We start from the raw sequence: 13386 nt of genomic DNA on the forward strand, positions 1-13386 counted from the left end.
AGGAGATATATAGTGTTTATGTTTTGGTTAGTATTTTTTACTGTTTTAATTACATTTCTCTTAAGTTTTTCAATAAATTTAGTGGAAACTCAATCAGTAAATGTGATAGAGAGGTTTGGTAGATTTGTGAGGATTCAGCGAGCGGGTCTTAATTTTAAAATCCCATTTATAGAAAGAGTAGCTGGTAGGGTTAGTTTAAGAGTCCAGCAATTAGATATAATTGCTGAGACTAAAACAAGAGATAATGTCTTTGTACACATGAAAGTTTCAGTACAATTTTTAGTTGAGGAAGCTAGAGCTGTAGATGCTTTTTATAAACTTACAAATGCTAGGGCTCAAATGGAATCATATGTCTTTGACGTGATTAGGTCATCTTTACCACGTATGAGTTTAGATGAGTCTTTTGAAAATAAAGATGCAATTGCGTTAGATATCAAAAAAGAGCTTTCTGAAGAGATGAGCGCTTATGGTTATACAATAATTAAATCCTTAGTTGTGGATATAAATCCAGAAGAGAATGTAAAACGGTCTATGAATGAGATCAACGCCGCACAAAGACAACTTGAAGCTACTAAAGCAAAGGCTGAAGCTGAAAAACTTATAAAAATTAAAGAAGCTGAAGGTCAAAAAGAGTCCATGAAACTTTTAGGTGAGGGTATCGCTGAACAACGTAAAGCAATAGCAAGAGGTTTACGTGTTTCTATAGAAGATGTAAAAGAAGGTACGAATGGTAGTATATCTTCTGAGTATATTTCCTCTTTGGTGATGATGTATCAGTATTTAGATACTTTAGAAAACATGACTAAATCAGGTAAATCAAATGTGATATTTACACCAAACTCACCAAAAGGGTTTAATAATTTAACTTCTGAAATGATAAGTGCTTTATCTGCTGCTAAAGATATGTAATATAGTTATTATTTCATCGCATGAAGAAGCTTTTAAAGGGAATAGAGCTACTTTCACAAACAAGATGAGTGAATTTAGGCTGATTTTTTAATAGTATGTCATCTGTGATGATATTATTGTTAATTATATATATTTATAATATTATTTTTTAACACATGCTTAACAATTTTATATAATTAAATATTAAATTTTATACATTTTAAATTTTTATAAGATAATTTTTGTGTTTGTAATTATTGGTTAATGTCTTAGCGTGATAACACTTTTTTGAGCTAACTATATAGTATAGTCTACTAGGCATAAAAGTAGATTCCGTGGCCAAGCCTGACGGAATGACGTACTACTTTTTAGTATCGTTAGCTATAGAACACTTTTAAATATAAGGCTTATTGATGGATTGGTTTCTTGAAGCTACCTGATCTTGCAAGCAAGGCACCCCTTTGGGTTTTAAAAAGTGAATTGTGTATTGGTCAAAATTTGAGAGTAGCTTTACATAAAAATTAAATATTAAAATCATAAAACTTATAGCTTATATATTTTTTAATAAAATTTACAGTCTCTCATAAGGAATATTCTCTCGGAATTGTGAATTAGTTTATAACTAACCCGAATTAAAAAATCTCCACATTAATTTAGACCCATAAATTCCCCCATAAAATCTTCACGAACCATTGATATATATAGCTTTAATATGGTTTTATTATTTTTATTAGCTTCATAATAAAATATGAAATACAAAAAATAATTTTCAAATAGCTTTACTTATTATTAGTTTAGATATATTTTATATATTGCAATTAACTTTTGTGGGGATTTTTCATGTTAAAAAAATATATATACGGAATTAGTTCAGTCTTGGCACTAGCAACACTTTTAAGTAGTTGTGCCCAAGAAGAGCTAACAGATTATCAAATAGCGACAACTTGTGACGGTGCAGTTTGTAGTATAGAATTAGACCAAACTGATTTACTTAGATATACAAACGTAGTAGGTAAATCAGTAGATAAGGTGTTAAAACAAGAAGCTGTACCAGAACCACAATATAACATAACTTGGGTTCTAACAGATGGCCAGCTTGCTACAGATCAGCAACTTAGTGATAGTAATTTACCATTATGTAATGGTGATTGTACTTCTGGGTCTAACCCAACTGGTTGGGTATTTACTACAGTAGGCCCACATCAGATAGGTGTTTCTGGAACGATCACATATCCAGATGGTACTGTTCAAAAAATTGATTTAGCAAAAACAGTAAATACGCAGTATGGTGAAGTTAAGATAAACTCAGAGATTATAGGTGGTTCTGGGTTGGATTATAAATTTACAGCTAACACATCAGGAACTGGTATACCAGATAATGCAACCTTTACTTGGAAAGTAAATGGTACAGAGATTGGTACAGGTCAAGAGATAGAGTATCTTTTCCCAACACCAAATATAACTTACACAGTAGGCTTAGAAGTCTCTGTAGATGGAGAAGTAATCTCAACAGCTACAAAAGAAATAACTTCAGGTGAAGTAGTTGAACCGACATTAACAGCTACTCAAGATAGTAGTAGTGATCCACTTGTTTGGACGATAACCGCAAATACTACAGATACAGGTATAGATAGTAGCTGGACAAAGCAGTGGAAGATAGATGGTAATGTAGTATCAGGAGCTACAGCAAACACACTAAATTATACATTTACCCAGTCTGATACAACATACCAAGTAGAGTATATTGCTACAAAAGGTGAACTTAGAAGAAGTGCTACTACAAATATAACTGTAGGTACAGTCACTCAACCTACATTAACAGCTACTCAAGATAGTAGTAGTGATCCACTTGTTTGGACGATAACCGCAGATACTACAGATACAGATATAGATAGTAGCTGGACAAAGCAGTGGAAGATAGATGGTAATGTAGTGCCAGGAGCTACAACAAACACACTAAATTATACATTTACCCAGTCTGATACGACATACCAAGTAGAGTATATTGCTACAAAGGGTGAACTTAGAAGAATTGCTACTACAAATATAACTGTAGGTACAGTCACTCAACCTACATTAACAGCTACTCAAGATAGTAGTAGTGATCCACTTGTTTGGACTATAACCGCAGATACTGCAGATACAAGTATAGATAGTAGCTGGACTAGGCAGTGGAAGATAGATGGTAATGTAGTAACAGGATCAACAGATGCTCTAAACTATACGTTTGCGCAATCTAATACAACATATCAAGTTGAGTATACTGCTACAAAAGGTCAAAGTACTAGAACTGCGACTATAAGTATAACTATAGGTGCTGTTAATCAACCATCGTTATCATCTACTCAAGATGGTAATAATCCACTAGCTTTTACAATAACCGCGGATACTACAGATACAAGTATAGATAGTAGCTGGACAAAGCAATGGAAAGTAGATGGTAGTGTAGTACCAGGATCAACAGATGCTCTAAGCTATACATTTGCGCTTACTAGTAAAACATACCAAGTTGAGTATACTGCTACAAAAGGTCAAAGTACCAGAACTGCGACTACAAGTGTAACCACAGGAGCAGCTACAGCGCCATCATTAAGTGATTCTCGAATTGGATTTTTAGATTACGCTTTAACAGCTGATTTAGCAGATACAGGTATAACTAGTGCTTGGACGTTACAGTGGAGCTCAAACCCATCATCGGCAACATTTTCTGCAGCTAGCTCTGCTGATACAAATGTAACATTTGGTAGTTATAATATAAATTACACTGTAACTTTGACAGCTACACCACCATCTGGTTCAGGTGATAGTCCTGTAACAGCTAATGTAAGTGTTAGTACAGGATATAGTTTAAAAACAGCAGCTACTATTACAGGTGGAGATTACTCACCTATACAGCAGGCAAGTGGTACAGCTCCTACTACTGGTATTAGCTGGCAAAAAAATGGTGAGAATTCAATTACTTTTACTTGTCCAACTGGTTGGGCGATTCCAGCGGAGATAGTAAATATGCCAGCTGTAGGCGATAAAACGGCATATGGTGAATTTGCTTCATTTGGAGGATCATCTATGTTTTTAATTGATGGCACTAATGGGTTATTATTAACTGATGCGATCTATGGTAATAGTACTGTTATTAGTTATTACAATCTATACGGTCTTAATAAATCAGTAGGCGTTACTTGTGTACATGTGTACTAATTATATATCATTAATTTTCTAATCAAGCATTAGCTCTTAAGCTAGCAAATGCTATCACTGCTCCACCCAAACAATGGGTGGATTCTTTATTAAATCAAGTTTAGAATTTTGGTAATAAAGCTATTAACTATGTTACTAAAAACTGGTTTGTTATTTTGTGGTTTTTGTAATTCTTGAAGATCATGATTTTCTAATTCCTTTGAATTTATCTTTTAGTTCATGGTTTTTGTGTTTTTCTGCTAAAATATATCTATTAATTAAAATAACTTTTTTCTAATGTCTTTGAAAAATTCCTTAAGTAGTTTGAATCCTCAACAGCATAAAGCTGTAGTTCTTGAAGATCGTAATTCTCTTATTTTAGCTGGTGCCGGTAGTGGGAAAACTAAGGTTCTTACTTCGAGAATAGCTTATTTATGCTGCGATAGAGGGGTTACTGTTGATAATATCTTAGCTGTTACGTTTACAAACAAAGCTGCTAAGGAAATTCAGCAACGTGTCGAAAAAATGCTTGGAACATCGACATTTGGTATGTGGATAGGTACTTTTCATGGCATAGCTCATAGATTGTTACGTAAGCATGGACATGAGTTAGGGTTAGACAAGAATTTTAGAATTCTTGACCAAGACGAGCAAGCTCAGCTTATAAAAAAAGTAATAAATTCTTTAGATCTTGATGATAAAAAATATCCCCCAAAATTACTTCAAAATTTTATAAATAAACAAAAAGATCAAGCAACACGCAGTGATAAACTTTCCAAACAGTACGATGGAAACTTTAACCGTATCTATCAGGCTTATGAGGAAAGGCTACAACTTGATAATGCTTTAGACTTTGCGGATTTATTGCTTTATTTGTATGAGCTGTTTTCTCTAAATGTTCAGTTAAGAGAATATTATCAAAATTTATTTAAGTACATACTTATAGACGAATTTCAAGATACTAACCATGTACAATATATGTGGTTAAAACTTTTACTGACAGACACTAACTACATTATGGCTGTTGGTGATGATGACCAATCAATATATGGTTGGCGTGGGGCTATAATAGATAACATCCATAATTATGTGAAAGAAATAAATAACGTCGAGATAGTTAAGTTAGAGCAGAATTATCGCTCAACAAAAAATATTCTTAAGGCAGCAAATTCTGTCATTAAAAACAATAATAACAGAATGCCAAAAGAACTTTGGTCTGCAGCTGAGGATGGTGAAAAAGTACAAGTGTATAACGCTGTAAATGAAAGAGAAGAAGCCAAATATATAATTGATAAAATCCGTAAACTTCACCAAGATGGTGAAAGTTATAATGATATTGCATTGCTGTACCGTTCAAACTATTTATCGCGTGTGTTAGAGGAAAGCTGTATATATGCGGGTATTCCATATAGAATTTATGGTGGTTTTAAGTTTTTTGATAGAGCAGAGGTTAAAGATGCTTTAGCTTACTTAAGGCTAGCAGCTACAAGTACAGACAATTTAGCTTTTGAGCGTATTATAAATACTCCTGCTCGTGGTATAGGTAACAAAACTTTAGATACAATTAGAAACTTTGCTCAAGTTAATTCATTATCATATTGGCAAGCAACAATAGAAGTTATTCAAAAAGAGTTAGTTACAAAACGTACAGCAAGCTTACTTTTAAATTTTATTCAGCTAATTGATGACATATCTAGTCAGGTAAAAGAATTTAGTTTAGATGAGTTGTTAGAATATGTGATTACAAAAAGTGGACTTTTAGCTTCTTATGAAGAAAAAGATACAGAAAAAGACAGTCAAAAAATAGATAACTTAAAAGAGTTAATAAGTGCAGCTAAAGATTTTGAGCCACAAATCGAGTTACTTGATGATAATGTTGACATTTTACAAGATTTTCTGTCATTTGCAGTTTTAGAGGCTGGTGAAATGCAAGCTGATCAATCAACAGATAGTGTTCAGTTGATGACCATCCATGCTGCAAAAGGTTTAGAGTTTAAGCATGTATTTATAATTGCAGCTGAAGAAGGGATATTTCCTCCAAATGCTGTAATTAACAGTCAGGAAGCTTTTGATAATTCTCATTCAAAAAAGCTCCAAGAAAAACTTGCTGAAGAGAGAAGACTTTTCTATGTTGCGATTACTAGAGCTATGGTGTCTCTAACTATTAGTTACGCTCAAGTACGTAATATTTTTGGTAAAAGTAGCTTTCAGGTTTGTTCTAGGTTCTTAGCTGAAATTGATGATGAGCATTTAAATCAAGGGCAAGAACAATCATCAAAAACTAAAGTAAGAGCAAAATCTAATTTTGGGGTTTCGCCATTTGATTTTCTAAAATCAAGTTCCCCTAATAATAAAACTTTCAAACCCGGAGATAAAGTTTTTCATAAAGTGTTTGGTAAAGGTATTTTTGTTAAATCGCAAGCTCAAGGTACAAAGGAATTTTATACAGTAAATTTTGGACCTGATGTTGGTCAAAAGATACTTTTGGCAGATATTGCTAATCTGGCTAAGGTGTAGATTTATTATTTATTTTTATTTTTTTAAAAAATATCGCTCCCAATATTAGAAAAATAACAAAGCATATACTTATACTCGTTTTGGATGCTAAGTTTATGGCATTTCCTGTATCGATCGATAAGCCAACAATTAATTGACCAACTTCAGTGACTAAAGTAATTAGCATATTTGTGATAGCAATTCCTATAGCAGTGAAATTTTGATGACTTATTTTGTTGAAGTAGTGCCATACTAAAACCTGTGAAGCAGAAAACGCTCCAAAAATAAAAACTAAAAATACAGCATAGTTTTTTAATATTCCAAAATTTATGATAATAATTATTATTACAGTGCCTAAAACGGAAATGTTGATAACTCTTGTGGGGTCGAATTTATTAGCTAGTAGGGTTTTTATAGGAGAGAAGATAGCCCAGCCCATGAATATTAAGGTTATTAGTGTAGTTGCAAATATGTCACTAAAGCCATATGTTTGTTTAAAATATAGAATTCCGTATTGTGATGTTAGAACTATGGTAGGTATATATATCAAACCTGCCCATGTGGCATTAATCCAGAGTTTCTTGTTTTTTATTAAATTTTTACTAGCATCGTAAATTTGCTTGAATTTCGGCATTAGATTTACAGTCTGAACTTCTTTCGGTGAAAATATTTGAAATAAGACAGCTAGTGGTAGTGCAAAAATACCTGAATATATAAAAACATCGATCCAAGAGGTATTGTAGTTGGATATAAGCACACTTACGTTTTGTGAGAAAGCAGCAGCTAAAGTCCCTAATGATATTATAATGCTTGTTATAAAGCTAAAGTATTTAGGATTAAAGTTTTCTAATGCTAGTTTCAAAACTCCTATAAATGCAAATGATGATCCTACACCTACTAACAGTCTACCAACAATTGCTGTATTAAAACCTCCAGCTATAAATAATATGTTACCAGCTCCACAAACTAAAGTTGCTGCTATTAAAACTCTTTTGCTCCCGAATCTATCTAATAGTATTCCAGCGGGTATTTGCATTATAAGATAAGTTATATTGTAGCTAGATATTAAAAATGAAAAACCAATATGAGTAGATATGTTAAAGTAGTTAACTATTTGCTCTTGGTATGCTCCAGTAAGTATCCTTAAAAAAAATTCATAGCAATAAAAGCTTATCCCAATAGTTAATATTATAAGAGTTCTAAATTTTTGCATTTTTTTAAAAAATGTTCCTATTGTTTAGAAATTTACACTTTTATGAGGTTATTGTCTAATTAACTATTTTTAAGAAACTAGTAATATTATTTGCTTCATCATTTACCCTATTGGCTATTAAATATATAATTTCTCTAAATAAATTCTAAGTATTAAAAATAACAATGTCAGAAAAATTTGTTTTAGCTGTTGATCAGGGCACAACTAGTTCGCGTGCTATCATTTTTGATAAAAATGGTAATATCAAAAAAATTGCCCAAAAAGAGTTTACCCAGATTTATCCAAAAAGTGGTTGGGTTGAACATGATCCTATGGAAATATGGGGCACGCAAAGCGGTGTTGTCAGAGAAGTTCTTGAGTCTGGAAGAGTTAAACCAGATCAAATCGCAGCTATAGGTATTACAAACCAGCGTGAAACTGCTATTGTTTGGGATAAAGAAACTGGAGATCCTATTTATAATGCAATAGTTTGGCAATGTCGCCGTACTTCTTATATTTGTGATGATATTAAAAAAGATCCAGAACTAGTTAAATATATCAAAGAAAATACAGGTTTGGTTGTGGATGCGTATTTTTCAGGTACAAAAGTTAAGTGGATTTTGGACAATGTAAGAGGGGCTAGGGAAAAAGCTAATGCTGGTAAGCTTCTAATGGGCACTGTAGACACGTGGCTGATTTGGAATATGACACGTGGTAAAGTCCATGCAACTGATTATAGTAATGCTTCACGTACTATGCTTTTTAATATTAATACACTAGAGTGGGACAAGAAAATTTTAGAATATTTAGATATTCCAGAGTCTATGTTGCCAGAGGTAAAAAACTCAAGTGAAATCTACGGTTACACGGATGAAAAAACCCTAGCTGGGGCTAGAATTCCAATAGCTGGTGTTGCTGGAGATCAGCATGCTGCTTTATTTGGTCATTGCTGTTTTGAGAAAGGCATGGCTAAAAATACTTATGGTACGGGTTGTTTTGCGCTTATGAATGTTGGTGATAAGCCAATATTTTCTGATGCTGGACTTCTAACTACTATCGCGTGGGGTGAAAATGGTAAGCCAACCTATGCTTTAGAGGGTAGTGTATTTATTGCAGGAGCAGTTATCCAGTGGATTAGAGATGGTTTAGGACTTATTCGTTCAGCAGAAGATAGTGAGTACTATGCTACAAAAATTGATTCAACTAATGGTGTATATTTAGTCCCAGCTTTTGTGGGCCTGGGTACTCCATATTGGGATATGTATGCTAGAGGTACAATAGTTGGCATAACAAGAGACACAAAGAGAGAGCATATTATCAGGGCTGCTCTTGAAGCTATAGCGTACCAGGCAAAAGACGTTTTAGATTGTATGAAAGGCGATACAGGACTGGATTTGACAGGTTTACGTGTGGATGGTGGAGCAGTGCAGAATAATTTTCTAATGCAGTTCCAGTCTGATATTTTGCAGTCTGAAATTTCAAAACCAAAAATAAATGAAATTACAGGTTTAGGAGCCGCATTTTTAGCAGGTTTAGCTGTTGGCTTCTGGAAAAATAAAGAAGAGCTGAAATCTATCCTTATAACAGAGAAAACTTTTGAACCACAAAAAGATTTTAAAACAGTTACCCATGATTATAAAGGTTGGAAAAAGGCCGTGCAAAGAAGTAAGGCTTGGGTTGAATAAAATGGAGAATAATTACGACATAATAATAATTGGTGGTGGTGCAACTGGGTTTGGTTGTGCTATAGAGGCTGTCTCACGTGGTTATAAAACATTACTTTTAGAGGCGTATGATTTTGGTAAAGGTACTTCTTCAAAGTCTACTAAACTTATTCATGGTGGTCTAAGGTATTTAGAAAATTTTGATTTTGCACTTGTAAAAGAAGGCTTAGAAGAAAGGTTTTCATTTTTACATAATGCCCCTCATTTGACCTATAAACAATCTTATCTTATTCCAACACGTAGTTATTTTGAGACAATTAAATACACTATAGGTGTTAAGCTTTATGAGTTATTATCAGGTAAGTATAAAATTGGTAAAGGTTATAATCTAAATAAAAGACAGACTTTAGAAGAGTTACCAAATATAGAAGCTTCTAAGCTTAAAAAAAGTTTAGTGTATTATGACGGTCAGTTTGATGATACTAGGCTTTTGATCTCTTTGATGAAAACTTTTGAATCAAAGGGTGGTGTAGCTTTAAATTACCATAAAGTTGAAAAAATCTACAGCTCAACGAATTCAAAATTAGATACTGTTGTGGTTACTAATACATTAACTCAGGAAAAAAGAGAGTTTAACGCAAGTCATATTATTAATGCTACAGGAACATTTTGTGATACTATCATAAGCTTGGCGGGTAGAAAAGAATCACACAAGTATGTTTCAGTTGCGCAAGGAACTCATATAGTTTTTGCCAGAGAAAAGTTCCCAACGAAGCATGCTATTTTGATCCCAGAGACAGAAGATGGCAGGGTTTTATTTATTTTACCTTGGCATGACCATTTGATAGTTGGTACTACAGATATTAAAAAAGAGATTCCAAGTATTGAGCCAAAAGCGGATAAACAAGAAATTGAATTTATTTTGGAAACTTTTAACCAATACGCCAAACAAAAAGCAACTATCGCGGATATAAGATCAGTATATTGTGGGCAACGTCCATTAGTCTCACCTAAGAAAAATAGAAAAACAGCAAATATTTCTCGTAAGCATGAAATTATTGAATCTACAGATGGTTTGATTACGGTAGTAGGAGGCAAGTGGACTATATTTAGACGTATGGGGCAAGATACTTTAGATTATATTGAAAGTGGTAAAATCGCGCAAAAACTTTCTAAAACCTCCGAGCAGTTGTTGGTTGATGCTATTGAGTCTAAAGAAAGTTATCCATTAAAAGTTTATGGTAAAAATGCTGATGATATTAAGATAATTCAGCAAGAACTAAATAATCATGAGTTATTGCATAGCGATTTACCATACTATCAAGCAGAAGTTATTTATAATGTAAGAAATGAAAAGGCTAAGACAGTGGAAGATGTTTTAGCTCGTCGTACAAGAGCGGCTTTTTTAGATATTAAAGCAAGTATTCAAGCTGCTCCTATTGTGGCTGAGCTTATGGCTAAAGAACTTGGTAAAGATAAAGCTTGGCAAGATGAACAGGTGGAGAGTTTTGTAGAATTTTCTAAAAATTTTAATGTTGAGGAATTATATAGGTGAGTAAATTATGTTAGAAGCTTGTATAGCAGAAGTTATAGGAACAATGATTCTTATACTTTTGGGTAATGGAGTTGTGGCAGGAGTTGTTTTAAATAAAACTAAGTCACAAAATAGTGGTTGGATTGTCATTACTTTCGCTTGGGGGTTAGCAGTATTTTTAGGTGTTTTAGTGGCAGGACCTATTAGTGGTGCGCATATGAATCCTGCTGTAACATTAGCTTTGACTCTTGCAGGTAAGTTTTCATGGACTTGGGTGGTACCATTTGTTATAAGTCAGATTATAGGGGCTATGCTTGGCCAGGCACTAGTTTGGATTATGTATTATCCACATTACTCTGTTACAAAAGATACAGAACTAAAGTTAGCGACATTTTGCACATCTCCAGCAATTAAGCATTTACCTTCTAATTTTATGAGTGAAATTATTGGTACGTTTGTATTAGTGCTTGCAATATTAACCATGCATGGAGTCGTAATACAGGTTGGTGACTCCAGTAGTTTGGTGACAGCATATCCGGTTGATATGGGGGCATTAGGAGGTATTCCAGTTGCATTTGTTGTAATTGTAATAGGTTTATCTTTAGGAGGCACTACTGGGTATGCTATTAACCCAGCTAGAGACTTTGGTCCGAGATTGTTTCATGCTATTATGCCTATTCAATCTAAGGGTTCATCCCACTGGGATTATGCGTGGGTGCCAGTTTTAGGTCCTATTGTTGGCAGCGTAGGAGCAACAGTCCTCTATTTGTTACTAAAATCAAGTGGGGTATTTTAGTATAAAATGTGTGATTTTGTGTATGTACCTATGTTTGCAGATGAGATTTTAAGACTTGTTTTATCTATTTTATTATTTTTTTGTTGCATCATTTTATCTCAAATTATCATGAATAGAAAAAATTGGAGTGTAGCATTTTGGATTTGCTTTGCTGTTTTTTTGGCTATTTTGGGGGGATATGGTTACGTTATTCACCATCTATATTTGGAAAATACTTTCTCTTATGATGGGTTTATTTCAGGAGCTGGGTTTTTAGCAGTAGTAGGTTTATTGTTTTCAAATTCTAATGATAAAGAAAACGATTTTAACAATAAATTTGTCAATAAAGATACACCAATGTTTTTAGCTAGCTTTATTGTTTTTTCAATCATTTATATTCTGACAGTTGATTATAATATTGAGTGTATTTACGGAGTCAGTCAGTTCTTTATGGACGTGTTGCAGGTAGTTATTTATCCGGTATTGCTACTATTTGGATTGACAGCATTTTTATTTAGATTTGTATTATGTATATATGTTTTTGCGATATGTATGGCTTTATTTGTAATTGAAGACTTAGTTTCTGTTTATTACACATTATCTTTTATTGCGGATGAATTTGTTATAGCTGAAACACTGGTATCAGCAGTTATTTCTACTATTATAAGTATAGTATCAGTCTGTATACTTATGAGAGCAAAGAGGATTTATAATGGGAGGAGAGAAAATGATTAAACATTTTGACAATTTTTTTTGGATAAATTTAACTGTAGCATTTATTATACTGGTAGTAGGATTTTTTTTATCAAAATACACAAAATCATTAACTTATAACTTATTAAAGAGATATGACAATACTGTATCTCAGTTTTTGGCAAGTCTAGTTTATGTGATTTTTTTAGTTCTAGTAGTCGTAGTGGCTTTAGCCAAGCTGGGGGTACCAATTTCTCCTATAACAGGTGTTTTAACTGGTATAGTGTTTGGTATATCAATGTCGCTAAGGGCATCTTATAGTGTTTTTGCATCTGGTATAATGCTTGCTTTTAGTAAGCCCTTTGAGATTGGCGATAATGTTGATATAGGAGGTTCAGTAGGTGTTGTTAAATCTATAGGTTTTTTGTATACAAGGCTAAAGAATGAAGCTAATGATGAGGTTGTAATCGCAAACAATATGGTTATGTCAAAAGTGATTACAAAATTGTCTAATAAATAGACTTTTTATATCTAAATAATGTTTACATTAATTTAAAAACATAGTAGTATGTGGTTAGTCTTTTCAAGACAAGCTTGAAAGCGAGTATTTTTGAAAGGCTTTATAAATTCAAGCACAAAAAGCTTGATTTTCACTCAAATAAACTTTATAGTATTCTAGAAAGTTTTAGGGGAGGGATTCCCGAGCGGCCAAAGGGATCAGACTGTAAATCTGACGGCTCAGCCTTCGCAGGTTCGAATCCTGCTCCCTCCACCATGCGGGTGTAGTTCAATGGTAGAACTTCGGCCTTCCAAGCCGATAGCGTGGGTTCGATTCCCATCACCCGCTCCACCTAAATCTGGTTTGATAAAATATTAAGCTCGCATGGCTCAGGTGGTAGAGCACTCCCTTGGTAAGGGAGAGGTCACCAGTTCAAGTCTGGTTGTGAGCACCATATTTTGGTTTTTT

The 13386-nt window shown here is 33.5% G+C and carries 9 protein-coding genes and 3 tRNA genes; 11 read left to right on the forward strand and 1 reads right to left on the reverse strand.

Features of this window, described 5'->3' with window-relative positions:
- The first annotated feature begins 12 nt into the window (after positions 1–12).
- The 3 genes from SD28_RS02505 to SD28_RS02515 all read left to right on the forward strand — a co-directional run bounded on the left by SD28_RS02505 (position 13) and on the right by SD28_RS02515 (position 6582).
- A complete protein-coding gene (locus SD28_RS02505; protein WP_407636825.1) occupies positions 13–909 on the forward strand; it encodes an SPFH domain-containing protein in 897 nt (298 codons plus the stop codon).
- A gap of 819 nt (positions 910–1728) precedes the next feature.
- Positions 1729–4086, forward strand: coding sequence for a hypothetical protein (locus SD28_RS02510; RefSeq protein ID WP_039123760.1), 2358 nt, complete (start codon positions 1729–1731; stop codon positions 4084–4086).
- A 276-nt stretch (positions 4087–4362) separates the two neighbouring features.
- Complete coding sequence (locus SD28_RS02515; protein WP_039123762.1) at positions 4363–6582, forward strand: UvrD-helicase domain-containing protein; 2220 nt, start codon at positions 4363–4365, stop codon at positions 6580–6582.
- Here the strand turns inward: SD28_RS02515 and SD28_RS02520 are convergent.
- Positions 6572–7774, reverse strand: a complete 1203-nt coding sequence (locus SD28_RS02520) for an MFS transporter (protein WP_039123764.1) — start codon at positions 7772–7774, stop codon at positions 6572–6574. The two genes, SD28_RS02515 and SD28_RS02520, sit on opposite strands and share 11 nt — an antisense overlap.
- Before the next feature lie 164 nt (positions 7775–7938).
- Between SD28_RS02520 and glpK the strand changes: the two genes are divergently transcribed.
- The 8 genes from glpK (at position 7939) to SD28_RS02560 (ending at position 13372) form a co-directional block, all read left to right on the forward strand.
- Entirely contained in the window at positions 7939–9438 is a 1500-nt protein-coding gene (gene glpK / locus SD28_RS02525; protein WP_039123767.1) for a glycerol kinase GlpK, read from the forward strand.
- Position 9439: 1 nt separating this feature from the next.
- Positions 9440–10972 (forward strand): glycerol-3-phosphate dehydrogenase/oxidase, encoded by a 1533-nt coding sequence (locus tag SD28_RS02530; protein ID WP_039123780.1) that lies wholly within the window; start codon positions 9440–9442, stop codon positions 10970–10972.
- 7 nt (positions 10973–10979) lie between these two features.
- Positions 10980–11747: an MIP/aquaporin family protein gene (locus tag SD28_RS02535; protein WP_039123786.1), complete on the forward strand. Its 768-nt coding sequence runs from the start codon at positions 10980–10982 to the stop codon at positions 11745–11747.
- 6 nt (positions 11748–11753) lie between these two features.
- Positions 11754–12461 (forward strand): hypothetical protein, encoded by a 708-nt coding sequence (locus tag SD28_RS02540; protein WP_039123787.1) that lies wholly within the window; start codon positions 11754–11756, stop codon positions 12459–12461.
- Positions 12454–12939: a mechanosensitive ion channel domain-containing protein gene (locus tag SD28_RS02545; protein WP_039123799.1), complete on the forward strand. Its 486-nt coding sequence runs from the start codon at positions 12454–12456 to the stop codon at positions 12937–12939. Before SD28_RS02540 ends, SD28_RS02545 begins: the two co-directional genes overlap by 8 nt.
- A 170-nt stretch (positions 12940–13109) precedes the next feature.
- Positions 13110–13194 (forward strand) — tRNA-Tyr (locus SD28_RS02550).
- A 1-nt stretch (position 13195) separates the two neighbouring features.
- Positions 13196–13269: transfer RNA gene (locus SD28_RS02555), tRNA-Gly, on the forward strand.
- A gap of 27 nt (positions 13270–13296) precedes the next feature.
- Positions 13297–13372 (forward strand) — tRNA-Thr (locus tag SD28_RS02560).
- Positions 13373–13386: the final 14 nt, after the last annotated feature.

The organism is Allofrancisella guangzhouensis, assembly GCF_000815225.1.
In the GTDB taxonomy this organism is placed as follows: Bacteria; Pseudomonadota; Gammaproteobacteria; order Francisellales; family Francisellaceae; genus Francisella; species Francisella guangzhouensis.